The 23,127-nt window shown below is 71.4% G+C and carries 25 protein-coding genes and 1 riboswitch; of the genes, 24 read left to right on the forward strand and 1 reads right to left on the reverse strand.

The genetic code is table 11. From position 1 onward, the window contains the following. Window positions 1–5: 5 nt before the first annotated feature. The 21 genes from VFW66_12625 (at window position 6) to VFW66_12725 (ending at window position 17,415) form a co-directional block, all read left to right on the forward strand. A complete protein-coding gene (locus VFW66_12625) occupies window positions 6–968 on the forward strand; it encodes a hypothetical protein (GenBank protein HEX5387544.1) in 963 nt (320 codons plus the stop codon). Between the two features lie 3 nt (window positions 969–971). Further along, window positions 972–2,120 (forward strand): bifunctional diaminohydroxyphosphoribosylaminopyrimidine deaminase/5-amino-6-(5-phosphoribosylamino)uracil reductase RibD, encoded by a 1,149-nt coding sequence (gene ribD, locus VFW66_12630; protein ID HEX5387545.1) that lies wholly within the window; start codon window positions 972–974, stop codon window positions 2,118–2,120. Beyond that, window positions 2,105–2,695, forward strand: coding sequence for a riboflavin synthase (locus tag VFW66_12635; GenBank protein HEX5387546.1), 591 nt, complete (start codon window positions 2,105–2,107; stop codon window positions 2,693–2,695). Before ribD ends, VFW66_12635 begins: the two co-directional genes overlap by 16 nt. A gap of 5 nt (window positions 2,696–2,700) precedes the next feature. Then, complete coding sequence (locus tag VFW66_12640; protein HEX5387547.1) at window positions 2,701–3,906, forward strand: bifunctional 3,4-dihydroxy-2-butanone-4-phosphate synthase/GTP cyclohydrolase II; 1,206 nt, start codon at window positions 2,701–2,703, stop codon at window positions 3,904–3,906. A 7-nt stretch (window positions 3,907–3,913) separates the two neighbouring features. Then, window positions 3,914–4,393: a 6,7-dimethyl-8-ribityllumazine synthase gene (gene ribH / locus VFW66_12645; GenBank protein ID HEX5387548.1), complete on the forward strand. Its 480-nt coding sequence runs from the start codon at window positions 3,914–3,916 to the stop codon at window positions 4,391–4,393. Next, entirely contained in the window at window positions 4,380–4,793 is a 414-nt protein-coding gene (gene nusB, locus VFW66_12650) for a transcription antitermination factor NusB (GenBank protein ID HEX5387549.1), read from the forward strand. The genes ribH and nusB overlap by 14 nt, the downstream gene beginning before the upstream one ends. After that, window positions 4,790–5,920 carry a glycosyltransferase family 4 protein gene (locus VFW66_12655; GenBank protein ID HEX5387550.1) on the forward strand — a complete coding sequence of 377 codons (1,131 nt, stop codon included), beginning with the start codon at window positions 4,790–4,792 and terminating at the stop codon, window positions 5,918–5,920. Before nusB ends, VFW66_12655 begins: the two co-directional genes overlap by 4 nt. 2 nt (window positions 5,921–5,922) lie before the next feature. After that, a complete protein-coding gene (locus tag VFW66_12660; GenBank protein HEX5387551.1) occupies window positions 5,923–6,237 on the forward strand; it encodes an HPF/RaiA family ribosome-associated protein in 315 nt (104 codons plus the stop codon). After that, window positions 6,237–7,199, forward strand: a complete 963-nt coding sequence (gene hprK / locus VFW66_12665; GenBank protein HEX5387552.1) for an HPr(Ser) kinase/phosphatase — start codon at window positions 6,237–6,239, stop codon at window positions 7,197–7,199. The genes VFW66_12660 and hprK overlap by 1 nt, the downstream gene beginning before the upstream one ends. A gap of 13 nt (window positions 7,200–7,212) precedes the next feature. Further along, window positions 7,213–7,605, forward strand: a complete 393-nt coding sequence (locus VFW66_12670) for a hypothetical protein (protein HEX5387553.1) — start codon at window positions 7,213–7,215, stop codon at window positions 7,603–7,605. Continuing rightward, complete coding sequence (locus VFW66_12675; protein ID HEX5387554.1) at window positions 7,605–8,081, forward strand: PTS sugar transporter subunit IIB; 477 nt, start codon at window positions 7,605–7,607, stop codon at window positions 8,079–8,081. The genes VFW66_12670 and VFW66_12675 overlap by 1 nt, the downstream gene beginning before the upstream one ends. 24 nt (window positions 8,082–8,105) lie before the next feature. Further along, window positions 8,106–8,786: a PTS sugar transporter subunit IIC gene (locus VFW66_12680; GenBank protein HEX5387555.1), complete on the forward strand. Its 681-nt coding sequence runs from the start codon at window positions 8,106–8,108 to the stop codon at window positions 8,784–8,786. Next, window positions 8,783–9,517 carry a PTS system mannose/fructose/sorbose family transporter subunit IID gene (locus tag VFW66_12685; GenBank protein ID HEX5387556.1) on the forward strand — a complete coding sequence of 245 codons (735 nt, stop codon included), beginning with the start codon at window positions 8,783–8,785 and terminating at the stop codon, window positions 9,515–9,517. Before VFW66_12680 ends, VFW66_12685 begins: the two co-directional genes overlap by 4 nt. Then, window positions 9,514–9,792 carry an HPr family phosphocarrier protein gene (locus VFW66_12690; protein ID HEX5387557.1) on the forward strand — a complete coding sequence of 93 codons (279 nt, stop codon included), beginning with the start codon at window positions 9,514–9,516 and terminating at the stop codon, window positions 9,790–9,792. Before VFW66_12685 ends, VFW66_12690 begins: the two co-directional genes overlap by 4 nt. Then, window positions 9,789–11,612: a phosphoenolpyruvate--protein phosphotransferase gene (gene ptsP, locus VFW66_12695; GenBank protein HEX5387558.1), complete on the forward strand. Its 1,824-nt coding sequence runs from the start codon at window positions 9,789–9,791 to the stop codon at window positions 11,610–11,612. Before VFW66_12690 ends, ptsP begins: the two co-directional genes overlap by 4 nt. 43 nt (window positions 11,613–11,655) lie before the next feature. Further along, window positions 11,656–12,879, forward strand: coding sequence for a methionine adenosyltransferase (gene metK / locus VFW66_12700; protein HEX5387559.1), 1,224 nt, complete (start codon window positions 11,656–11,658; stop codon window positions 12,877–12,879). Window positions 12,880–12,921: 42 nt separating this feature from the next. Continuing rightward, window positions 12,922–13,413 carry a bifunctional nuclease family protein gene (locus VFW66_12705; GenBank protein HEX5387560.1) on the forward strand — a complete coding sequence of 164 codons (492 nt, stop codon included), beginning with the start codon at window positions 12,922–12,924 and terminating at the stop codon, window positions 13,411–13,413. A gap of 202 nt (window positions 13,414–13,615) precedes the next feature. Then, a complete protein-coding gene (locus tag VFW66_12710) occupies window positions 13,616–14,641 on the forward strand; it encodes a hypothetical protein (GenBank protein ID HEX5387561.1) in 1,026 nt (341 codons plus the stop codon). A 169-nt stretch (window positions 14,642–14,810) separates the two neighbouring features. Next, the gene (locus tag VFW66_12715; GenBank protein ID HEX5387562.1) at window positions 14,811–15,638 is read left to right on the forward strand and encodes a helical backbone metal receptor; all 828 of its coding nucleotides are present in this window, start codon (window positions 14,811–14,813) and stop codon (window positions 15,636–15,638) included. Further along, entirely contained in the window at window positions 15,635–16,606 is a 972-nt protein-coding gene (locus VFW66_12720; protein HEX5387563.1) for an iron ABC transporter permease, read from the forward strand. Before VFW66_12715 ends, VFW66_12720 begins: the two co-directional genes overlap by 4 nt. Next, window positions 16,603–17,415, forward strand: coding sequence for an ABC transporter ATP-binding protein (locus tag VFW66_12725; protein ID HEX5387564.1), 813 nt, complete (start codon window positions 16,603–16,605; stop codon window positions 17,413–17,415). Before VFW66_12720 ends, VFW66_12725 begins: the two co-directional genes overlap by 4 nt. A 28-nt stretch (window positions 17,416–17,443) precedes the next feature. Here VFW66_12725 and VFW66_12730 read toward each other — a convergent pair whose 3' ends face one another. After that, window positions 17,444–19,471: a TonB-dependent receptor gene (locus VFW66_12730; GenBank protein HEX5387565.1), complete on the reverse strand. Its 2,028-nt coding sequence runs from the start codon at window positions 19,469–19,471 to the stop codon at window positions 17,444–17,446. Window positions 19,472–19,512: 41 nt separating this feature from the next. After that, window positions 19,513–19,643, reverse strand: a riboswitch (cobalamin riboswitch). A 138-nt stretch (window positions 19,644–19,781) separates the two neighbouring features. Here VFW66_12730 and recO point away from each other — a divergent pair. The 3 genes from recO (at window position 19,782) to VFW66_12745 (ending at window position 23,014) form a co-directional block, all read left to right on the forward strand. Beyond that, a complete protein-coding gene (gene recO / locus VFW66_12735) occupies window positions 19,782–20,543 on the forward strand; it encodes a DNA repair protein RecO (GenBank protein ID HEX5387566.1) in 762 nt (253 codons plus the stop codon). A gap of 23 nt (window positions 20,544–20,566) precedes the next feature. Further along, window positions 20,567–22,432 carry a selenocysteine-specific translation elongation factor gene (selB, locus tag VFW66_12740; protein ID HEX5387567.1) on the forward strand — a complete coding sequence of 622 codons (1,866 nt, stop codon included), beginning with the start codon at window positions 20,567–20,569 and terminating at the stop codon, window positions 22,430–22,432. A 120-nt stretch (window positions 22,433–22,552) separates the two neighbouring features. After that, window positions 22,553–23,014: a hypothetical protein gene (locus VFW66_12745; GenBank protein ID HEX5387568.1), complete on the forward strand. Its 462-nt coding sequence runs from the start codon at window positions 22,553–22,555 to the stop codon at window positions 23,012–23,014. The last annotated feature ends 113 nt before the right edge of the window (window positions 23,015–23,127 follow it).

Below are 23,127 nucleotides of genomic sequence, written 5' to 3' on the forward strand. Positions count from 1 at the left end.
GTAGCATGCACTCGGCCCGATCGGGGATGCTCGTCGCGCTCGTTCTTGCCGCCGCCGCGCCCGCGCTCCGCGCCCAGAACGCCCGCTGCAATCCCTACTCGGGGCGCGCGCGCAATCTCTGCAACGCCGCCCTCGATGCCACCCATGCCTATCACCCGATCGTCGGGCTCTTGACGAGCGGCGGCAATCCGGTGCTCGGGACATCAGGCGCCCTCGGCGGGCTCGGGCACGTCCAGCTCACGGCCCGGGTGAACGCGACCCACGTCGTGTTGCCGGACCCCAACTATGATGGGACGACCCGCACGGTCGGCCGGGGCGACGCGCTCTTCTTCCCCTCACCGATCGTGGAGGCCGCAGTGGGCCTCTATGGCGGCGGCCCCGGCGGATTCCTCGGCCTTGATCTGCTCGGCTCGGCCCAGTTGGTGCCGAGCAACGTGGTCGACAACTTCTTCGTGGATCCGGGCGCGCCGCGCATCGGCAGCATCGCGCTCGGCTTCGGTGTCGGCGCGCGGATAAGCGTTCTCGACGGTCGCGGCGGCCGGCCCGGGGTGTCGGTGAGCCTCATGCGCCGGATGATCCCCACGGTGCAGTACGGCAACGTGTCCGCAGGGGACATGTTCTCCTACGCGGCGGACATGCATGCCTGGAACGTGCGCGCGACGGTCGGCACCCAGGTGTCCGCGCTCACCCTTGCCGCCGGCCTGGGTCAGGACTGGTACAGTGGCAGCGCGCTGATCGAGTTCCGCGACCCGCTGTTGCCCGCGGCCCCGGCGCCGATCGGTTTCACGCTCTCCAGCGCCCGCACGATGGGCTTTGCGGACGCGGGACTCGACGTGGCGCACATCAAGCTCGTGGGCGAGGCCGGGTATCAGCTCGGCAAGGACGAGCACCTGGGCACGACGTTCACCGACTTCGATCCGTCGGCAGGCCGTTTCTTCGCCTCCGCCGGGCTCGCGGTCGCGTTCTGAGCCGTGAACGAGCCGGCCGCCATGCAGCGCGCGCTCGAGCTCGCGTGGCGCGGATGGGGACGGGTACATCCGAATCCCATGGTGGGTGCGGTGGTCTTGCAGGGCCATGAACCGGTGGGCGAGGGCTGGCACGCGGAGTTCGGCGGCCCGCACGCGGAGGCCGCGGCGCTCGACGCGGCGGCCGGACGCGCGGCCGGCGGCACGCTCGTGGTGACGCTCGAGCCCTGCGCGCACGCCGGCAAGCAGCCGCCCTGCGTCGAGGCGATCCTGCGTGCGGGCGTGCGGCGGGTCGTGATCGCGGCGTCCGATCCGAATCCCGTCGCGGCGGGCGGCGCGGCGCGGCTCCGCGCGGCGGGTGTCGACGTGGAGATCGGTGTGCTCGGCGATCGCGCAGCCGCGCAGAATGCCGCCTTTCTGCATGCACTGGCCGAACCGGCGCGGCCGTTCGTCGCGCTCAAGCTCGCGACCAGCATCGATTTCCGGATCGCCGACGCGGCAGGGCAATCACGCTGGGTGTCGGGGCCGGACGCGCGCGAGTACGTCCACTGGCTCCGTGCGGGGTTCGACGCCATCGCCGTCGGCCTCGGGACCGCGCGCGCGGACGATCCGCGGCTCACCGTGCGCGCGGCGCCGGGCGCGGCGCCGGGCGTGGCGAGCAGCGGCTCGCCCGACGCCGGCGTTCGACGCGGCATACTGCCCCGAGTGCCGCCGCGCCGCATCGTCTTCGATCGCGCGCTCGAGCTGCCCCTTGATCGCAACCTGGTCCGCACCGCGCGCGACACGCCAACCACGATCGTCGCCGAGCCCGGCGCGCCGGTTGCGCGGGAGCGCGCGCTCGACGCACTCGGGGTGCGGGTGCTCCGCGCGGCCAACGCGGCGGCCGCGCTCCGCGCCCTCCGCGCCGACGGCATCGCCTCGCTGCTCGTGGAGGGCGGCGGACACCTGGCGGGCGCATTGCTCGCCGCCGATCTGGTGGACCGGTTTGTCTGGATCCAGTCGCCCATCTGGCTCGGCGCGCACGGCGTCGCGGCCGTCCACGGCCTCCCCGATGCGTCGATTAGCCACGCCGAGCGTTGGCGCTCCGTCGAGCGCCGCGCCCTGGGCGACGACACCCTGCTCGTGCTCGATCGGAAGCCATGTTCACCGGCATAGTCACGGCGGTAGGCCGCCTGCGCCGCGCGGAGCCGGCGGAAGGCGGCGTCGATCTCACGATCGAAGCGCCGTTCCCCGACCTCGTGCCGGGCGAGAGCGTGGCGGTGGACGGCGCTTGCCTCACGGTGGCGGAGTTCGGCGCGGATTGGTTCCGCGCCCACGTCGTGCGTACGTCGCTCGAGCGCACTCGCTTCGCGAGCGCGGCCGCGGGGCAGGCGGTCAACCTCGAGCGCGCGCTCCGGCTGGGCGACCGGCTCGGCGGCCACCTGGTGCAGGGGCACGTGGACGGAGTCGGCACCATCGAACGCATCGCCCAGCGTGACGATGCTCGCCTGCTCGACATCCGGGTGCCGCCCGAGGTGGCCGCGGTCTCGGTGCCGCTGGGCTCCATCACCGTGGACGGCGTAAGCCTCACGGTGAATGCCCGCCCGGCGCCCGGCATGGTCCAGGTCTCGCTGATCCCGTTTACCTTACAGCACACGACGCTCGGCGAGCGCAAGCCGGGCGACGCGGTCCATCTCGAGGGCGATACCATCGGGAAGTACGTGCAGGCACTCCTCAAGGAGCGCGGGTAGGCCGCATGATCTTCGGCACCATCGAACAGGCGGTCGAGGACCTCAAGAACGGCAAGCTCGTCATCGTGGCCGACGACGAGGACCGCGAGAACGAGGGCGATCTCGTCTGCGCGGCCGAGCTGGTCACGCCCGAGATGATCAACTTCATGGCGCAGCACGGCCGCGGCCTGATCTGTCTCGCTCTCACGCCGGAGCGCTGCGAGCAGCTCGGCCTGCCGCAGATGGCCCAGCGCAACACCGAGGAGCAGGGCACCGCGTTCACCGTAAGCATCGACGCCGAGCGCCGATTCGGCGTCACCACCGGCATCTCGGCCGCGGACCGCGCCACCACGATCCACGTCGCCATCAATCCGGCCACCGTCCCGTCCGACCTCCGCCGGCCCGGCCACATCTTTCCGCTCCGCGCCCGTCCAGGCGGTGTGCTTCAGCGCGTGGGCCAGACCGAAGCGAGCGTGGACCTGGCGCAGCTCGCGGGGCTCGTGCCCGCCGGCGTCATCTGCGAAATCCTCAGCGCCGATGGCTCGATGGCGCGCCGGCCCGAGCTCGAGCGCGTTGCCCGCGAGCACGGGCTCACGTTCATCACGGTGGCGCAGCTCGTCGCCTATCGCCTCCGCACCGAGCGGCTGGTGCACCGCGTGGCTGAAGCGCGGCTCCCGACCGAGCTCGGCGAGTTCACCATCATCGCGTACCGGAACGACGTCGATCACGCCGAGCACGTGGCCCTTGTCATGGGCGACGTGGCGGAGCAGCCCAATATCCTGGTGCGGATGCACTCGAAGTGTCTCACCGGCGACGTCTTCGGCTCGCACCGCTGCGACTGCGGCACCCAGCTCCACACGGCCATGCAGCTCGTCGGACGCGAGGGGCGCGGCGTCATCGTGTATCTCGACCAGGAGGGCCGGGGCATCGGTCTCCTGAACAAGATCCGCGCGTACGCGCTGCAGGACTCCGGCGCCGACACCGTGCAGGCCAACCAGCGGCTCGGCTTCCCGCCCGATCTGCGCAACTACGGCATCGGCGCGCAGATCCTCCGCGATCTCGGCCTCTCATCGATTCGGGTGATGACCAACAACCCGCGCAAGCTGGTCGGCCTCGAGGGATACGGGCTCGAGATCGTGGAGCGCGTCCCGCTCATCGCGAGCCCGACGCAGGCCAACCAGAGCTATCTCGACGTGAAGCGCGACAAGTTGGGCCATCTCCTTACCCACTGACGCCGCCGTGTCCCGCCTTTCCGGCCGCCTCCGCCCCGTGGGCAGGGTGGCGATCCTCGTGAGCCGCTACAACGAAGCCGTGACGACCCGCCTGCTCGACGGGGCGCTCGCCTGCTGCGCGGAGGCGGGAATTTCGGAGGGCCAGGTCGACGTGGTGTGGGTGCCCGGCGCGTTCGAGTTGCCGGTGGCGGCCGCGGTCGCGGCCGAATCCGGACGCTACGCCGCGCTCGTGGCACTCGGCGCCGTGATCCGTGGCGACACGCCGCACTTCGAGTACGTCGCCGGCGCGGCCGCGCATGGCCTCGGCGAGATCGCCGTGCGCCACGGGCTGCCGGTCGGATTTGGCGTGCTGACCGTGGATACGCTCGAGCAGGCGATCGATCGCGCCGGCGGCCGCGCCGGCAACAAGGGGCATGAGGCCGCCGCCGCCGCGCTCGAGGCGGCTGACGTGGTCGCGCAGCTCAGGAGCATCCGTGCTCCGGACTGAGACCCGGAGCCGCGCCCGCGCACTCCAGCTGCTCTACGCCTGGGAATTGCAGGGTGCGCCGCCCATGCCGGACATCGCGAGCGGGCTCGCGCGGCTCACGGGACCCGAGCCGCGGGTGCTGGATCGGGCGGAAGCCCTCGCCGAAGGCGTCGTCTCGCACGTGGGCACGCTGGACCGGCTCGCCTCGGACGCGGCGGAGCACTGGCGGCTCAACCGCATCGCCGCCGTCGAGCGGAACATTCTGCGCCTGGGCATTCACGAGCTGGAGCTGGGCGAGATTCCACCCAAGGTGGCGATCGACGAAGCCGTGCGGCTTGCCCGCTGGTTCGGGGGGGCGCGCGCGCCGGCCTTCGTGAACGGGGTGCTCGACCGCGTGGCCCATACGCTCGGACGCCTGTGAAGATCCTGCTCGTCAACTGGCAGGATCCGGAGAACCCGCACGCGGGCGGCGCCGAGCAACATCTGTTCGAGACCTTCGGCCGGCTCGCGGCGCGTGGCCATCAGGTACGACTCGTCTGCTCGGGCTGGCCGGGGGCGGCGCCGCGCGCCCTGATCCAGGGCATCGAGATCGAGCGGATCGCTGGCCGTCAGACTTTCGCGCTCGCGGGGCGCGGCGCCGTACGGCGCGCGCTCCGGGCGGCGCGGCCGGACGTGCTGGTCGAAGACGTAAACAAGCTGCCGCTCTTTACGCCCACGCTCACCGACATACCGGTGCTGGCCATGGTGCCGCATCTCTTCGGCGAGACCGCGTTCTCCGAGGCGTCGTGGCCCGCGGCCGCGATCGTCTGGCTCGCGGAGCGGCCGCTCGCACGCCGCTACCGGCGCGCGTGGTTCCAGGCAGTGAGCGAGAGCACCCGCGACGACCTCGTGGCGCGCGGCGTCGCCGCCGAGCGGATTCGGGTCGTGCGGCCCGGAGTCGACAGCGTCCGCTTCACGCCGGAGTCGGACGCCGGACGCGCCGTCGGCGGGCGCACGGCGGCCCCTTCGTTCGTATATGTTGGAAGGCTGAAGCGGTACAAGGGAGTCGACGTGGCCCTGCGCGCGCTGGCGCTGGCCCGGCGCACCCGACCCGATCTTTCGCTCGACGTGGCCGGCGCGGGTGACTATCGCGCGGCGCTCGAGCGGCTCGCCGCCGGGCTCGGGCTCGGGTCCGCGGTGCGGTTTCGCGGTTACGTGAGCGAGGCGGAGAAGATCTCGCTGCTCCGACGCGCGTGGGCCAACGTGTTCGTCTCGCCCAAGGAAGGGTGGGGAATCACGGTGCTCGAGGCCGGCGCCTGCGGCACGCCGACGCTCGCATCCGACAGTCCGGGACTTCGTGACTCCGTGCGCGCCGGCGAGACAGGGCTGCTGGTGCCCCACGGCGACATCAGTGCGCTCGCCGGCCGCATGCTGGCGCTCGCCGGCGACGCCGAGCTGGTCGGGCGGCTGGGCGCGGCTGCCCGGAGATACGCCGAGGCGCATACCTGGGGCGCGGCGGCGGATGCGACCGAACGGCAGTTGGAGGAGATCTCGAATGGAAGGAGCTGAGCATGCAGACGACCATCACGGCCCGGCACTGCGAGGTGCCCGAGGCGCTCCGCGCCCGCGCGACCGCCGTGGCTGAACGTTTGGCGGCGCGCGCCCGGCGCCCGCTCGAAGCTGCCGTCGTCTTTGCCGCCGACGGCGCCGTCCGACTGGTAGAATTGCGATTGCACGATGCGCGGGGAGACTTCCTCGTGGCCCACGGCGAGGCCGGCGACCACCGGACCGCACTCGACCGTGCGGAGGCCAAGCTCCGCCGGCAAGTGGAGCGAGCCACCGGCCGCCCGCGCCGGATTCACCCGCGACCCGCGCCGCCTGGCTGATGCTCCGTCTACGCGACTTCCTCACCCGCCGCGGCGACCCGCTTCAGCTCGAGGCGCTCACCGGTGAGCTGGGCCTCGATCGCCAACTTCCCGCGGCCGAGGTAGCGAGCCCCGGCCTGGCGCTGGCTGGCTATACCGGCCGGTTTGCGCCCCACCGGCTCCACGTACTCGGCGAGACGGAGATTACGTATCTGCGGTCGCTCCCGCCGGATGAGCGGCGCCAGCGCTTGCAGCAGTTCTTTACCTATGACCTCCCGTGCCTCTTCATCACCAAGGGCCAGGAGGTGCCGCAGGAGCTGCTCGAGCTGGCGAAGGAGCGGAGCGTGCCGGTGCTCCGGAGCCGACTCAAGACCAACGAGTTCTACCGCCGCATCAAGCCGATCGTAGAAGACGCCTTCGCCCCGCGGACCACGGCGCATGGCTCGCTCGCGGACGTCTATGGGGTGGGCCTGCTCTTCGTCGGGCGTTCCGGTATCGGCAAGAGCGAGTGCGTGCTCGATCTGGTCGAGCGGGGGCATCGGCTCGTGGCCGACGATGTGGTGCAGATCACTCGCCGCGAGAATGACGTGCTGATTGGACGGGGCCACGAGCTGGCGGCGCACCACATGGAGATCCGCGGCATCGGCCTCATCGACATCCCCGCGCTCTTCGGCGTGCGGGCGGTGCGCCAGCAGAAGCGGATCGAGGTCGTGGTACAGCTCGAGGACTGGGACACGGCCAAGGACACCGACCGCACCGGGCTCGCCCGGGAGGAGGCAGTGATCCTCGAGGTGCCGCTGCCCAAGGTCGTGGTGCCGCTCAATCCCGGGAAAAACATCACCGTGATTTCCGAGGTGGTGGCGATGATGCACTTGCTGCGCTACTCCGGCGTCGACGTGGCCGCCGCCTTCAACGAGCGCCTCATCAAGCGGATGAAGGAGCAGCGCGGGGTGCGGGAATACCTGCAGAGTGACTATGAGTGAGGCGAGCGGGGCCATGCCGGCGCCCGGGGCGTCGAGCGGCGAGCTGCAGGGCGTCGTGGTCTGCCACGGCGCGCTGGCGGGGGCGCTCGTCGAGGCGGCCGAGTCGATCAGCGGCGTGTCCGGCGTGCTGGTGCCGGTCACCAACACGGGGTGCGACCGCGGCACGCTGGAGCAGCGCATCGTGGCGGCCGTCGGCGGCCGGCCAACGGTCGTGTTCGTTGACATGGCGAGCGGGTCGTGCCTCGTGGCGACACTTGCCCGGCTCCGGAGCGAGCTCGACGTGAAGGTCGTCACCGGGGTGAATCTCGCCATGCTGGTCGATTTCGTCTTTCACCTGGGCCAGTCGCCCGGCGAGGCGGCCTGCCGGGCGGCCGCCGCGGGCGGTAAGGCCATCCGGGTGCCGTGATGCCGATCCTGCTCTACCGCATCGACGACCGGCTGATCCACGGGCAGGTGGTCGTGGGCTGGGGCGGTCGGCTCGCCATCGACGTCGTGGTCCTGGTGGACGACGCCGTCGCGGGGAGCCCGTGGGAGCAGGATCTCTATCGGATGGCGGCGCCGCCGGACCTCGAGCTTCGCTTTGCGACCGTGGCGGAGGCCGCGCCGGCGCTCGCCACGTGGCAAGCCGACTCGCGCCGTACGCTCGTGCTCACCGGCGACATCGCGACCATGTCGGCGCTGCGCGAGGCCGCGCCGGGCGGGATTGACGCGATCAATGTGGGGGGCATTCACCACCGGCCCGGCCGGCGGCAGCGGCTGCCGTACGTCTATCTCACCGATGACGAGTTCGCCGCACTCCGGCGGATGGAAGCGGCCGGGGCCAAGGTCACGGCGCAGGACGTGCCCACGGCGGTCAAGGTGCCGCTCAAGGCGCTCGCATGAGCGGACTGGCACGAGTGCGCTAGCATGATCGGCGCCGATCCTCTCGCGCTCATCGCATTGCTCGTGTGGGGCACGCTCGTGGGCCTCGACCTCGTGAGCGTCGGCCAGACTATGATCGCGCGGCCGCTCGTGGCCGGCACCGTGACCGGCGTGATTCTGGGCGACATCGGGGCCGGACTCCGCGTGGGGGTGCTGCTCGAGCTCTTCGCGCTCGACGTGTTGCCGGTGGGCGCGGCGCGTTATCCGGACTATGGGCCCGCGACCATCGCGGGCGTCGCGGTCGCCGCGGGCGCGCCGTGGGAGCTGAGCCTGGGCCTCGCCGGGACGGTGGGACTCATCATCGCCGTGATCGGTGGCTGGAGCCTCCAAGCGCTCCGCGGGATGAACGCCGCCGCGGTGCAGCGACATGCGGCGGCGCTCGCGGCCGGGGAGGAGCGCGCCATTCTCCGGGTGCAGTACGGCGGCGTGGCGCGGGACGCCGCGAGAAGCGCGCTGCTCACGGCGCTCGGGCTCGCCGCCGCCTGGGTCGCCGCCACGTTCGGCCGGCTCGACCGCCGCACGGCGGTGGCACTGAGTCTGACACTCGTCGGGGTCGGCCTCGCCGCCGCGCTCGGCGGCGCGCTCCGGAACGCGGGGCATGGCAACCGGCTCCGCTGGCTCGCCGCCGGAATCGTGGTTGGCTTGGCACTCGCGGTGCTCATATGACCGGCGCCCGGCACGCGCTGCTCCGACTCTTCGCGGTGCAGGGGAGCTGGAACTACGAGCGGATGCTCGGGGTAGGCCTGGGCTACGCGGCGGAGCCGCTGCTCGAGGATCTCAAAGCCACCGACCCGGCGCGCTACCCGGGCGCCGTGAGCCGCTCGGCGGAGTTCTTCAACTGCAACCCGAACCTGGCGGGGCTCGCGCTCGGCGCGCTGGTCCGCGCCGAGTACGACGCGGCGCCGCCGGCCCAGATCAGCCGCCTTCGCACCGCGCTCTGCGGCCCGCTCGGCGCGCTCGGCGATCAGCTATTCTGGGCGGGGCTGCTGCCGGCGCTCATCGCCGCTGCGCTGGGCGCGCTCGCACTCGGCGCCGGCTGGTGGGCCGTCGTGGCCTTCTTTCTTGTGTACAACGCGGTGCGGTGGCGCACCGCGGTATGGGCGCTCCAGACCGGCCTCTCGGCCGGCATGAACGTCGGCGCGGCAATCGGCCGCTCGTGGATTCCCCGGGTCGTGGCCCGGGTCGGGCCCGCGGCCGGCTTCGCCGTGGGGCTCGCGCTGCCGCTGGTCGCCGCGTGGTTTCTCGAGCACTACCGGCCCACCGCCGCACTTGCGGCGCTCGGGCTCACGGCGGGCGCGGTGGCCGGCGCGCGCTGGCTCGGGCCGCGCGTCACGGCCATCCGGATTGCGCTCGTGACGGTCGCTCTCACGCTGCTGTTCCGGCTCGTGTTCCCGTGACGACGCCGATCACGGAGCGGCAGGCAACGATCGTGAACCCGCTCGGGCTGCACGCGCGGCCCGCGGCGCAGTTGGTGCGGCTCGCCAGCACGTTCGACGCCGACATCCTCATCTGCAAGGACGGGCTCGAGGTGAACGCCAAGAGTATCATGGGCGTGATGATGCTCGCCGCCGAATGCGGCAGCGCGATCGTCATCCGCGCGAACGGCCCGGACGCGGACCGGGCGGTGCAGGCGCTGGCCGAGCTGGTGGCGGCCGGATTCGGGGAGATGTGAGCGCGGCGCGGGTCGTCCGGGGCGTCGGCGTTTCGCCGGGCGTGGCGTGCGCGCCCGCGCTCATCGTGCGCCTCGACCTTCCCTCCATCCCGGACCGCACTGTCCCGCCCGAGCAGGTGGACACCGAGATCAGGCGATTGCGCCAGGCCGTCGCCGCGGTCGTAGCCGGCCTGGAGGAGTTGGGCCAGCGGGTCCTGCAGCGCGCCGGCCCCGAGGAGGCCCGGATCTTCGACGCGCAGATCGAGATGGCGAAGGACCCGGAGTTTCTCGCGTCGGTCGAACAACTCATCCGCAACAACCGGCTGAGCGCCGAGAGCGCGTACGAGTTCAAGGCGCTCGAGGTGCGCGACGCCTGGTCCAACGCCACCAGCGCGCGCCTGCGCGACCGACTCGCCGACGTGAACGGCATCCAGCGCCGGATGCTGCTCCGCCTCACCGGCGCCGCCGACACCGAGATGGGGGACGTCGCCTCCGACGAGCAGGTCATCATCGTGGCGCGCGAGCTTGCCCCGGGGCTTACGGTCCAGCTCGACCGCGACCACGTCGTGGGTCTCGTGAGCGAAGAGGGCACGCGCACCTCTCACGCCGCCATCCTCGCGCACTCGCTCGGCATCCCCGCGGTGATGGGTGCGGTCGGCGCGCTGGCCCGGATTCCGAACGGCGCCGTCGTGCTGCTCGACGGGCAGGCCGGCACCATCACCGTCGATCCCACCGTCGGCGAGCTGGAGGACGTCCGCACCCAGGTGAGCCGGCGGCACCGGCTCGAGCTCGAGCTCGAGAGCGTGGCCGACAAGGCCGCCGTGACGCCCGAGGGGCGCCGCGTCATGCTCATGGGCAACATCGATCTGCCCGAGGAAATCGAGGCGGCTGTGCGCTTCGGGGCCGAAGGGGTCGGACTTCTCCGCACCGAGTTCCTGCTCACCGGCCGCACCAGCCTGCCCACCGAAGCCGAGCAGACCGAGTACTACCGGCGCGTGGCGCTCGCGTTCCGCGGGCGGCCGGTCATCCTGCGCTCGTTCGATCTCGGCGGCGACAAGTTCCCGGCATCGTTCCAGGCGCCCCAGGAGGCCAATCCGTTTCTCGGCTGGCGCTCGATCCGCGTCTGCCTCGACCAGCCCGAGATCTTTCGCCCCCAGCTCCGCGCCGTGCTCCGCGCCGCCGCGGACGGCGACGTGCAGCTCATGCTCCCGCTCGTCACCCGCTACGAGGAGATCGTCGAGACCCGCGAGCTGCTCGCCGAGGAGGCGGCCGCGCTCCGCGCCGCGGGCGTGCGGGCGGCGGCCGCGGTTCCGGTGGGCGTCATGATCGAAACGCCGGCGGCCGTGGTGGTTGCCGACCGGCTCGCCGAGGTGAGCGCCTTCTTCAGCATCGGCAGCAACGACCTCACGCAGTACACCCTTGCGGTGGACCGCGGCAACGCGCGCCTCGCGCACCGCTTCACCCCGTTTCATCCGGCGGTCGTGCGGCAGTTGCACGCGGTGCTCGAGTGCGGGCGCGCGGCGGGGCTTCCGGTGAGCATCTGCGGCGAAATGGCCTCCGATCCGCTCGCCGTGGTGCTGCTCGTCGGGCTCGGATACGATCGCCTGAGTGTGGCGCCGCCGTCGATACCGCTGGTCAAGTGGGTCATCCGCACGGTGCCCGAAGCCGCCGCGCGCCGCGCCGCCGACGCCGCACTGGCCGCGCCCACCGGCGACGCGGTGCTGAACGCGATCCGCGATGCCGTGCACGAGCACGTTGATCTCCGTCTGCTCGATCCCGCGGCGGCGTTGCCGCGCCGCGCAGGCGTCGCTACCTTGCCCCCCGGCCACGCCCCGGGCTGACCGGACTGCCCGTCGACGACTTTCACCTCCGAGAATTCACGCTATGGCGCGCTCCGAGCGACATGTGTTCACCTCCGAATCGGTGACCGAGGGCCACCCCGACAAGGTGGCCGACCAGATCTCCGATGCGGTGCTGGATGCGATCCTCTTCAGAGACCCGAACGGGCGGGTGGCGTGCGAGACGCTCGTGACCACCGGCATGGCCGTCGTCGCCGGGGAGATCACCACATCGACGTACGTGCACATTCCCGACGTCGTGCGCCGGACCGTCGAGCGTATCGGCTATACCGACGCCTCGTACGGCTTCGACTGCCGCACCTGCGCGGTGCTCGCCTCGATCGATCGCCAGTCGCCCGATATCGCGATGGGTGTGAACGCGAGCCGTGGGCACGACCAGGGCGCCGGCGACCAAGGCATGATGTTCGGCTACGCAACCGCCGAATCCCGCGAGCGCATGCCGCTCCCCATCGTGCTCGCCCACCGCATGACCGAGCGCCTCGCCGCGGTCCGCAAGGGGCTCAACGGTGTCGGGCCGGTCGACTGGCTCCGGCCCGACGGCAAGAGCCAGGTCTCCGTGGAGTACGAAGGTGATCGTCCCGTCGCGGTGCGCACCGTGGTGATCTCCACCCAGCACGCCGAGCGGGTGAACGGGCGCGAGCTGAGCCAGAACACGATCCGCGATCTCGTGGTGCGCGAGGTGATCCGGCCGGTCCTTGAGAAGCACGGGTTCGAGGGGCGCCGGGTGAACTATCTCGTCAATCCCACCGGGCGCTTCGTGGTCGGCGGCCCGCACGGTGACGCCGGCCTCACCGGACGCAAGATCATCGTCGACACCTACGGCGGCATGGCCCGCCACGGCGGCGGCGCGTTCAGCGGCAAGGATCCCTCCAAGGTGGACCGCTCGGCCGCCTACGCGCTGCGCTGGGTGGCCAAGAACATCGTGGAGGCCAAGCTCGCGCGCCGCGTCGAGGTGCAGGCCGCGTACGCCATCGGGGTGGCCGAGCCGGTGTCGGTCATGGTGGACACCTTCGGCACCGGCGTCCTGCCGGACCGCCGGCTCGAGCAGATCGTGCGAGAGGTCTTCGATCTTACCCCCCGCGGAATCATTGACACGCTCAAGCTCAAGCGGCCTATTTTCAGTCAGACGGCGACCTACGGACACTTCGGCCGCAAACCCAAGGTGGTGCGGTACGGCGACCGCAAGGTGGAGCTGTTCACCTGGGAGCGGACCGATCGCGTGAAAGCGCTGCAGTCGGCCGCCCGCTGACGCGTCGGCCTCGCGGCCGGCGGACGACTGGACCACGGACGAATGATTGAAGTTACCGTAGCGCACCTGGGACTCGACCGGACCACCAACACGCCGGTCGTGATCCTGCGCGAAAAGGACGGCTCGCGCGTACTGCCGATCTGGATCGGCCCCGCCGAGGCCAGCGCGATCGCGATGGAGCTGCAGGGAATGAAGGCGCAGCGCCCGCTCACCCACGATCTGCTCAAGCAGGTGATCGTGAGCCTGGGCGGCGATCTCCGCCGCGTCATCATCAGTGCGGTCAAGGAAAACACCTACTTCGCCGAGCTGCTCATCCGGCGCGACGACCATGTGTACCAGGTCGACGCGCGGCCGTCGGATAGCATTGCGCTCGCGCTGAGACTCCGTGCTCCGATCTTTACCAGCGATCAATTGCTGGATCAGAGTGGCGTCGAGACCGATGAGCCTGCCCCCGACCCGTCGCTCGAGGCGGATAAGCTGAAACACTACCTGGAGAAGATGGATCCGCAGGATTTCGGAAGATTTCAGCCCTAAAGTGGGCGGCAAGGGAGCAAGGGACGCGGTAGTGGCGGTAACGGCGGTAAAGGCGGTAGGGGACTGCGCCGGCCGTGTCCTATTCCGCCTGACGGCCCGTTCCCCAAGCCCTACCATCTTTTCCGTCACTACCGCGCTTACCGCCTTCCTTACCATCCCCACCGCCCGTGTCGCCGCTCAAACCTTAGCCGCAGGCCAGATCGTGACCGTGCAGCGCGGCGACACGGTGCCGGTGCCCGGCGCACGCGTTGTCCTGCACCGTGTCGGCCGCGCCGCCGAGGGACCGGTCGACTCCACCAGCTCCGACCCGGCTGGCCGCTTTCGCTTCCGATTCACCGCCGATACCACGTCTATCTACCTTATCAGTTCCCGCTACGCGGGCATCGAGTACTTCTCTCCCCCGGTCCACCTGAACCCCGCCCGCCCCGACACCGCGCTCAGGGTGGTCGTCTCCGACACGTCGAGCACCCAGCGCGTGGCGCTCGAGGCGCGCCACCTCGTTGTGGCCCGGCCCCGGTCCGACGGCAGCCGCGCGGTGCTCGATCTCATCGTGCTCAACAACCGCGGCGACCGCACCCGCATCGCGGGCGATTCGCTCACGCCCACGTGGAGCGCGGCACTCCCCCGCGGCTCGCTCGGGCTCGAGGCGGGCGAGGGCGACTATTCTCCCGACGCCGTGCGCCGCACCGGCGACCGGCTGCTCTTCTACGCCCCGATCCCGCCCGGCGAGAAGCAGATCGTGGTGGATTACGTGCTGCCCGCGGGACTCCGAAAGCTCGTGCTCCCGATGCGCCAGCCGGCGGAGCTGGTGAACGTGCTGCTCGAGGAACGGAAGGCGCAGGTGACGACGCCGAGTCTCGCGGTGGCGGACAGCGAGCTGATTCAATCGCGCACGTACTATCGGTGGACCGGCTCGCTCACGGCGGGCGATACGCTCCGGGTGGGGCTCCCCGGGAGCGGTGCCGTGCCCTCGTGGCTCTTGCCCGCGTTGGTGGCAGCCGTCGGACTTGCATTCGTGGTGGCCGCGGTGCGCCTGCTGCCGCGCCCGGGCGCGGCGGGCGCGCGCCAGCCCGACGTGCTGCTCGCATCACTCGCGCGGCTCGATGCCGCCTACGGCGGCCGCGAAGCCGAGGTGGCCCCCGTCGAGTGGGCGCGCTACACGGCGGAGCGAGCGCGGCTCAAGGCGGCGCTCGAGGCTGCTCTTGCAACCATCCCGCAGGGCTCCTAGGGTTCGACACCCTGAACCGGACGGCGCGATCCTTCGATCCCCGATTCCCCGGCTCTTCCGCGGCGCGTCCCGCCTCGGCGCGCCGCTTCTCGCCCTGCTCGGCGCGTCAATGCTCGGGTCGCTCGGCGCGTGCCATACAGCGCCGGCGCGCGTCGCCCGCGGCACGCCCATGGCGGACGACGGCGGCGATACGGTGCGGGTGGGTGTCCCGGCGCGCCGCATCGTCTCGCTGGTCCCCGCCATCACCGAGATGCTGTTCGCGATCGGCGCCGGCGACGCCGTGGTCGGCCGCACGACATGGTGCGACTACCCTGCCGCCGCTCTCAAGGTGCCGAGCGTGGGCGACGGCATCGATCCCAACCTCGAGGCCGTGGTCGCCCGCCGCCCGGATCTCGTTCTGCTCTACAGCTCCGGCCAGAATGTCGCCGCCCACGAGCGCCTGGCCGATCTGGGCGTACCATCGCTCCGCCTCACCACCGATCATCTGGCCGACGTGCCCCGGCTGGCGCGCCTCCTGGGCCGCGTGACCGGACACGAGCTCCAGGGCGACTCGGTCGCGCGCGCCTTCGAGGCGGCGCTCGCCGAGACTTCGGCGCCGCCGGGTGTGCATCCGCTGTCGGTGTTCTTCCTTGCCTGGACGCAGCCGGCAATGACGGTGGGGCGGGGGAGTTTTCTTACCGAGCTGCTCGCGCGCGCCGGCGCACGGAACGTCTTCGACGACGTCGCGCCGTCATCGGCCGTGGTGAGCATCGAGGCGGTCGCCGCGCGCAACCCCGACCTGATACTGACCCTGGGTGCGGATGCCCCCTCGCTCGAAGGCCGGCCGGAATGGTCGGCCGTCGGGGCGGTGCGCGAGGGCCGCCTCGTACACATCGAAGGCACGGAGTTCTCCTGGCCGGGCCCCCGCTCGCCCGATGCGATTCGTGAGCTGCGCAGCGCTCTGGGCAATGCGCGCGCCGCCCATGCGGCGACGCTCTCCGCGGAGGTCGGCGAATGAAGTGGCCAACGCTGCTCCTCATCCTGCTGCTGCCACTATGCCTGCTGGTCGGCATCTGGGCCGGACCGGTGCCCCTGGGCCCGCGCGAGCTGTGGGACGGCCTGCGCTACGCCAGCGCCGACACGGCACCCATCATTCGCGAGCTGCGCGTACCGCGCGTGCTGCTCGCGTTTCTCGTGGGCGGGAGCCTCAGCATCACCGGTGCCGCGTTACAGGCGCTGGTGCGCAACCCGCTGGCCGACCCCTATCTCCTCGGCCTCTCGGGCGGCGCCGGACTCGGCGCTGTCATCGCCATCGCGGTGAACCCATCGTGGCCCTGGGCCGTGCCCGCCGCGGCGTTCGCGGGTGCGGCGGCGGCGGTCGGGCTGGTGTACCGGCTGAGTGCCGTGGCCGGGCGCCGGCTCGACCCCCGTGTGCTGTTGCTCGCCGGTGTCGTGGTCGGCGCCTTTGCCGGCGCGCTCATGACCGCCGTCGTGTCGCTCTCGAGTGCGAGCCAGCTCCGCCGCGCGTATCTCTGGCTCCTGGGCGGCTTCGGCGCGGCGTCGTGGCGCTCGCTCACCGTGTTCGCGGCCTATGCGGTGCTGCCGCTCGCCGCCCTCTTCCTGAGCGCGCGCGCGCTCGACCTGCTCTCACTCGGCGAGGAGAGCGCCAAGCACCTCTGGGCCGAAGTGGAGCGCGACAAGCGGATCGTGTACGTCGCCACCGCGCTCCTCACCGCGGCGAGCGTCGCGGTGTCGGGCGTGATCGGGTTCGTGGGGCTCGTGGTGCCGCACGCGGCGCGGCGCATCTGGACGCCGCTCCACCGCGAGCTGCTCCCGGTCGCGTTCCTGGGCGGCGGCATGTTCATGGTGCTGGCCGATGCGCTCGCGCGCACGGTGGTGCGTCCGCTCGAGCTGCCGGTTGGGGCGGTCACCGCGCTCGTGGGCGTACCGCTCTTTGCTGTTCTCTTACGCCGGACGCTTACGTGATCCTCGAAGGCCGCGAGCTTACCGTGCGGTACGACGGCGCCTCGGTGCCGGCGCTCGACGGCGTATCGCTCCGCGTCACCCCTCGCGAGCTGCTCGCCGTCTGCGGCCCTAACGGCAGCGGCAAGACCACCCTGGTACGGGCACTCCTCGGCCTCGTGCCCCTCAACGGTGGCGCCGCGCTGCTCGACGAGCGGCCGGTCGCCGAATGGCGCGGCGGCTCGCTTGCCAAGGTCGTGGGCGTCGTGGCGCAGCGCGAAGACATCGTTTTTCCTCTCACCGTCGCCCAGATGGTCCTGCTCGGTCGGTATCCGCACCTGGGGCCGCTCGCACCGGAAGGACCGCAGGACCGCGAGGCCGTGCTCAAGGCGCTCCGGCGTTGCGACGTCGAGCGGCTGGCCAAGCGGCGGGTCGACACCCTTTCCGGCGGCGAGTGGCAGCTGGTGCGGCTGGCGCGCGCGCTGGCGCAGCAGCCGCGCATCCTCGTGCTCGACGAGCCGACCGCCTCGCTCGACGTGCGCCACGAGATGGAGCTGTTCGAGCTGGTGCGCGGGCTGGTGCGCGACGGGCTCGCGGGTCTCGTCATTACCCACGAGCTCAACCTCGCCGCTCGCTTCGCGGATCGCATCGTGCTGCTTGACGAAGGGCGGGTGGCGGCCGAGGGGAGCCCCGCCGAGGTGTTTCGCAGCGACACGCTCGAGCGGATATTTCAGTGGCCGGTGTCGGTCGCCACCCTCCCCGACGGCTCGCCCCAGGTCGTACCGGAACGAAAGGTGGCAAGGACGGTAGAGGCGGTAAGCGAAGGGCGGTAAGGGCGGCACCGTCGGTACCGCCCTTCGCTCATCGATAGCTCGATGCGAGCCCCACCAGCAGTGTCCGCCCTCGCGCCGGGAATCCCGCTACCTGCTCGTAGTCCTTGTCGAATACGTTTTCCACCCTGAGCGTCACCCCAAGTCCGGGTGCGCGCCCCGCGCCGAGCAGGCGCACGTGGCCGCTCAGGTCGAGCGTCGCGTAGGCGGGAAGCTCGATGCGCGTGGTGGGTGTCGGGAATTGTGCGAACCGCAGATCGTCGCGCGCGCCGACCACCTCGAGCTCGGCGCCAAGCTGCGCCCGGGCCCGCGGGTCGGAATACGCCCGCAGCGTGAGCGCGTGGCCGGGCCGCCTGAGCAGCCGTTCGCCGGTGACAAAATTCGCGTCCGGCCCCGTGTCGAATCCGGCGTCAGTGACCCGCGTGTGCAGCCACGTATAGCCCGCCGTGAGACCCACCGGCCCGAGCCGCTTCAGGTCCACCGACGCTTCGATGCCTGATGCGTTTGCCGCCGCGATGTTGAAGTAGTTCGGTGCGCCCGGTGCTGGCGGCGCCCCCGTGAACTGGATGAGATCGCGGAAGCGCTGCGCGAATCCGGTGATCGACAGCGTCACGTGACCGTGCAGCGCGTCCTGCTCGATCCCGCCCTCGAAGCTCTGGGTGCGTTCCGGCGCCAGGTTCGGGTTGCCCGTGGCGAACGGCCCCGTCGCGAAATTCTCGAAGAAGCTCGGCTCCTTGAACGCATTGCCCGCCGAGGCGCGGAGCCGCGTCGCGGGGGTCAGGAGCACGAGCGCGCTCGTGCGCCAGGTCCAGAAGTCGCCGAATCGGCTGTTCCGGTCGAGCCGTCCGCCGGCCGAGAGGCGCACGCGGCGCCCCGGCTCCGCCGACGCCTGCGCGTAAAAGCCCCAATCGTGCCGCGCGGCCGCGAACGTATCGGCCGTCGCGCCGAACCCGAAATCGGACTCGTCGGTGCTGTGCTCGTGCTGGTGGTCGAGCGCGACGCCGGCCATGAGCGTCGTGCGCGGCAGGCCGGTGTAGAGCGCGCGCGCTTCGGCCGTCTCGCGGCGCACGCGCGCCCGGCTCGTCTCGACGTCCGCCGGCCCCGGCGGCGGGTCGGGCGTGTTGTCGAACCCGCTTCGCTCTGCATTCCGGCCGACGAGGAGCTGACCCTCGAGTCCCCGCGCAAGCCGCCGGGACACTTCGAGCGACACTGTCGTCGTGCGATCGGTGTTGAATTGGTTCCGATCGGTGAGTGCCCCGGTGAAATCGGTGGGGAAGGCGAACCGCCCGTCGGTGAACCGGAACGTGAGCGCCGCGTCGGTTTCCGCGTCCGGCCGGGCGCGAAGCCGCACGCTCGCCGCCGTGTTTCGGTACGCGTTGTTGAACGCGTATGCACCGTCGGTGGTGAGCCGTGAGAGCGAGCCCGACCAACCGAGCGCGGCGCCACCGGCGTCCGCGCTGCCACCGGTCCCCCCGTGCGCCGCGGCGCTCCACCGCACGGTGCCGAATGTGCCCGCCTCTGCGTCCGCGTCCACCCTGGTCGGGCCGGCGCCGTCGCGCGTGATGATCTGGACCACGCCGCTCACCGCGTCCGAGCCGTAGAGCACGCTCGCCGGACCGCGGAGCACCTCGATTCGCTCCACGTTGTCGGTCGTGAGCGAGGCGAAATCGTAGGCGCCCCCGGGCTGGTTCACGGGCACGCCGTCCACCAGCACCTTGGTGTAGTCGCTCTCGCCACCGCGGGTGAAGAGCGACGTCGCGGCTCCGAACGAGCCGCCCTGCACGAGATGCAGGCCGGGCACCTCGCGGAGGGCGTCGGCCACGAACGAAATGCCCTGCGCCCGGAGGTCGTCGCCCTTGAGCACGGTGAGCGTCGCCGAAAGCGACTCGGGTGGCACGGGATAGCGCGTGGCCGTGACCACGATCTCCGGCAGCGCGGCGGTGTCGCCGGGCACCTGGGCGCGGAGAATCGAAACTGGAACGATCAGACCCGAAACGAGCGATGCTGCTGAAGCGAGAACGAAATTGCGGACTGCGCGGCGGATGGATGGAGTCGCCACGGTGCCCTCCCCCGAGGGTGTCGTGTGGCGCGCTCGCAGAGGTCTCCTGGCTTCGGGCCCCCGCTCGCCTTCCCAGCAGGCCGAGCCTGCCAGTGGCATGGTGAGCGAGGTGTCAGCGACTGTGCTGCGCCCGTTACAGTGGCGGGGCCGCGCCGGAGTTGCACCGGCTTCCGAGCGTCTGCGCTCGCGTAAATCGTGAAGAAGCGAGACGATGATAGAATGCGCCGGGCGCCCGCGCAAGCGCCCGCGCAAGCGCCCGCGCAAGCACCGCGCACCGGCTTGCGTGGTTCGGTCGGCGTTATCTTGCACCATGATGCTCGTGTCCACGCCGGCCATCGTGCTCTCGGCCCTGCGCTACAGCGAATCCTCCAAGATCGTGCGGCTCGCCACCCGCGATTTCGGGGTGCAGAGCGCCATCGCCAAGGGCGCGCTCCGGCCGAAGAGCCGCTTCGGCGCCGCCCTGCAGTTCCTGAGCGATGGCCACGCGCAGCTGTACATGAAGGAGCATCGCGAGCTGCATACGCTGGCCGCTTTTGATCTTATCCGCGTGCCGGTGCCGCTCGCCGCAGACCTCGACCGCTACGCTGCCGCCTCCGCGCTCGCCGAGTTACTGCTCCGGTTCGCCCCGCCCGATCCACACCCCGCGAGCTACGACCTGGCCGCCGCGGCGCTCCGCGAGCTCGAAGCCACCCCGGCCGCGAGCGTCACCGCGATCGGCCTCCGCCGCCTCTGGCACCTGGTGAGTGTGCTCGGCTTTGCCCCGGCGCTCGAGACCTGCGTGCTTGACGGCGCGCCCGTGTCCGAGGAGGGTGAGCTCGCATTCAGTGCACGCGAGGGCGGCGCGCTCTGCTCCCGCTGCGCCGGGGCCCAGGACGTGACCAGGCTGCCCCCCGAGTCTCGGGCCGACCTTGCGGCGCTCCTCGCCCCGGATCTGCCGCTCCCGGTGCTCGACCTGCGCCATGCCGCCGCGCACCGCCGCCTGCTCGTCCGTTACGTCCGCCACCACTTGGGCGAAGGCGCCGAGTTACCCGCGCTCGAGTTCTGGGCTCGCCGGCCTTGGGCCGCGGCATAGGCGCGCGACCACCCGCCACATCGATGATCATCGGCACCGCCGGACACATCGACCACGGCAAGTCCGCGCTCATCGCGGCGCTCACCGGCCGCACGATGGACCGGCTGGCGGAGGAGCGTCGGCGCGGCATCACGATCGAGCTCAACTTCGCGCCACTTGAGCTGGGCGACGGCGGTGCGGCCGGTGTGGTCGATGTACCGGGGCACGAAGACTTCGTCCGGACGATGGTCGCCGGCGCATCCGGCTTCGACCTGGCGCTGCTCGTCGTCGCGGCCGACGAAGGCATCATGCCGCAGACCCTCGAGCACCTCGCCATTTTGGAGCAGCTCGGCGTGCCCGCGGCAATTCCCGTTATCAGCAAGTCGGACCTGGTCGAGCCGGAGTGGCTCGATCTCGTCTCCGCCGACCTGGCCGAGCGCCTCGGGCACTCGGCGGTGGCATTCGACGACCCTGTGGCGACCTCCGCAGCGACGGGCGCCGGTCTGGAAGAGCTGCGCGCGCGGATCCGGAGCCACGCGGGCCGCGTCGCCCCGCGCGCTGCGGATGATGCCTTTCGCCTCCCCGTGGACCGCGCGTTCTCCATCGCAGGGGTCGGCACCGTCGTCACCGGTACTGCCTGGTCGGGCTCACTCGCGCTGGACGACGCGGTGCAGCTGCTGCCCTCCGGCGTCGAGGGCCGGGTCCGTTCGCTCGAGACCCACGGGCGCGCGCTCGAGCGGAGCGATCCCGGCGCCCGCCTCGCCGTTGGCATTGCCGGCCTCGACCGAGTCGAAGCGCGCCGGGGCGACGTGCTCGTCACCGCCGACTTGCCGTGGGCCCCGACCGACGTGCTCGACGTCGAGGTGACATTGCTCCCGAGCACCCCTCGCCCCCTTGCCGCCCGCAGCCGCGTCCGACTTCTCCTCGGCACGGCCGAGGTCATGGCGCGCGTGCTGCCGCGCGGCGCGGTGGCGCCGGGCGGCCGGGGGCTCGCGCGGCTTCGCCTCGAATCGCCGGTCGTGGCCCGCGGCGGCGACCGCTTCGTGCTCCGGAATTTCAGCCCGGTTACCACCATCGGCGGCGGCCGGGTCCTGGATCCGACACCGCCGGCCCGGCGCGCGGCCTGGCCCGCGGGGCTTGCGAGCGACGCGCCATCCGAGCGCTTCCATGCGCTGGTGGAGCGAAGGCCGCAGGGCTTCGATGCGGCGGCGGCACCGGTGCTCCTCGGCTTGCCGGCCCGATGGGCTGACGAAGTGGGGCGGCGCGACCAGCGGCTCCGCCGGGTGGGCGAGCACTGGGTACTTGCTCGAGCGTTCCGCGATGCCGAATCCCGAGCGCTCGAAGCGCTGCGCAATTTTCACCGGCGGCAACCCGCCGAGCGCGGCATGCCGCTCGAGACGCTCCGGCGCGCCCTCCGCGCTCCCGGCTGGCTGGCCGAAGCCGCGCTCGACTCGCTCGCCGCCGACCGGCGGATCCGTGCCGTCCACGGCCTCGCAAGCATGAGCGGCTTCGAGCCGCGGGTCGAAGGCGGCGACGCGGAGGTCGATCGGCTGGTCGAGATCATCGATCGGGCCGGCGTGGCGCCGCCGAGTGTGCCCGAGCTCGAACGTGAGACCGGCCGGCGGGACGTGGCCACGATCCTCCGCCTTGCCACCGCCCGCGGCCGCGTCGAGCCGGTCGAGCGCGACCGCTACTACGGCACCGGCGCGCTCCGCCGATTCGCCGAGGTCCTGCGCGAGGTGGGCGCCGCCGGCGACATCCACCCCGCCGCACTTCGCGAGCGGCTCGGCATCAGCCGCAAGTTCCTTATCCCGCTCCTCGAGTGGGCCGACGCGCGGGGAATCACCGTGCGCACCGGCGACGCGCGCCGTCTCGCGCCGCGTGCCGATGCCGGACGTGGTTTTCCTTGACATCGCGTGCGACCGCCGCCCATATTGCGCGACCCTCGTTACAGATCCGAACTCCGCGTTCGAGCCCTTTCAGCCCGGAGGTGCATCCACCGTTCAACCCTTCGTTCGACAGGAGTCCCCATGGTCCGCTTCAAGTGGGCGGGGTGGTGGCTCGGTATCATGTTGGTGGGTGCTAGCTCGCCGGCGGCCGCGCAGGTGCTGCTGCCACAGCCGAAGGTCGAGCTGAAGGACTACTACCCCAATCCGTTGGGTGCGGCGACCACGATTCCGTTCGAAATCAGCCCGGAGCTGTGTGTCCGGGGTCATCAGCCGGTGGTCAGTCTCAGAGTTTTCAACTCGCTGGTGCAGGTAGTCGCGATTCCGGTTCTCGCCGACAGCAGCACCAGCGGCAAGGAAGACAGCGGTCCGGCGCTCGTGCTCCTCCGGCTTACCTGCGGTGAGCACCGGGCCTACTGGGATGGCAAATACCTGGACGGACGACGGGAAGCGGGAACGGGTGTGTACTACTACCAGTTGACGGTCGACGGCGAGCGATATACTCGCAAGATGATCGTCGCCCGCCGGATCGGCTCCCAACACTGAGCACAGCCCACGTAAAGAGGCGGCCCCCGAGGGGGCCGCCTCTTTGCGTTTGCTCCGCAGCCTCCCCCTTGCCAACGTCGCCCGCTGGTCCAATGGTACAACATCCGGGGGCG

It is taken from the genome of Gemmatimonadales bacterium, assembly GCA_036279355.1.
GTDB lineage: Bacteria > Gemmatimonadota > Gemmatimonadetes > Gemmatimonadales > GWC2-71-9 > DASQPE01.

Coding starts and splice junctions, on each gene's coding strand:
- VFW66_12625 (HEX5387544.1), top strand. CDS start 6: ATGCACTCGGCCCGATCGGGGATGCTCGTCGCGCTCGTTCTTGCCGCC.
- VFW66_12635 (HEX5387546.1), top strand. CDS start 2,105: ATGTTCACCGGCATAGTCACGGCGGTAGGCCGCCTGCGCCGCGCGGAG.
- VFW66_12640 (HEX5387547.1), top strand. CDS start 2,701: ATGATCTTCGGCACCATCGAACAGGCGGTCGAGGACCTCAAGAACGGC.
- VFW66_12660 (HEX5387551.1), top strand. CDS start 5,923: ATGCAGACGACCATCACGGCCCGGCACTGCGAGGTGCCCGAGGCGCTC.
- hprK (HEX5387552.1), top strand. CDS start 6,237: ATGCTCCGTCTACGCGACTTCCTCACCCGCCGCGGCGACCCGCTTCAG.
- VFW66_12670 (HEX5387553.1), top strand. CDS start 7,213: ATGCCGGCGCCCGGGGCGTCGAGCGGCGAGCTGCAGGGCGTCGTGGTC.
- VFW66_12675 (HEX5387554.1), top strand. CDS start 7,605: ATGCCGATCCTGCTCTACCGCATCGACGACCGGCTGATCCACGGGCAG.
- VFW66_12680 (HEX5387555.1), top strand. CDS start 8,106: ATGATCGGCGCCGATCCTCTCGCGCTCATCGCATTGCTCGTGTGGGGC.
- VFW66_12685 (HEX5387556.1), top strand. CDS start 8,783: ATGACCGGCGCCCGGCACGCGCTGCTCCGACTCTTCGCGGTGCAGGGG.
- metK (HEX5387559.1), top strand. CDS start 11,656: ATGGCGCGCTCCGAGCGACATGTGTTCACCTCCGAATCGGTGACCGAG.
- VFW66_12705 (HEX5387560.1), top strand. CDS start 12,922: ATGATTGAAGTTACCGTAGCGCACCTGGGACTCGACCGGACCACCAAC.
- VFW66_12715 (HEX5387562.1), top strand. CDS start 14,811: ATGGCGGACGACGGCGGCGATACGGTGCGGGTGGGTGTCCCGGCGCGC.
- VFW66_12720 (HEX5387563.1), top strand. CDS start 15,635: ATGAAGTGGCCAACGCTGCTCCTCATCCTGCTGCTGCCACTATGCCTG.
- recO (HEX5387566.1), top strand. CDS start 19,782: ATGATGCTCGTGTCCACGCCGGCCATCGTGCTCTCGGCCCTGCGCTAC.
- selB (HEX5387567.1), top strand. CDS start 20,567: ATGATCATCGGCACCGCCGGACACATCGACCACGGCAAGTCCGCGCTC.
- VFW66_12745 (HEX5387568.1), top strand. CDS start 22,553: ATGGTCCGCTTCAAGTGGGCGGGGTGGTGGCTCGGTATCATGTTGGTG.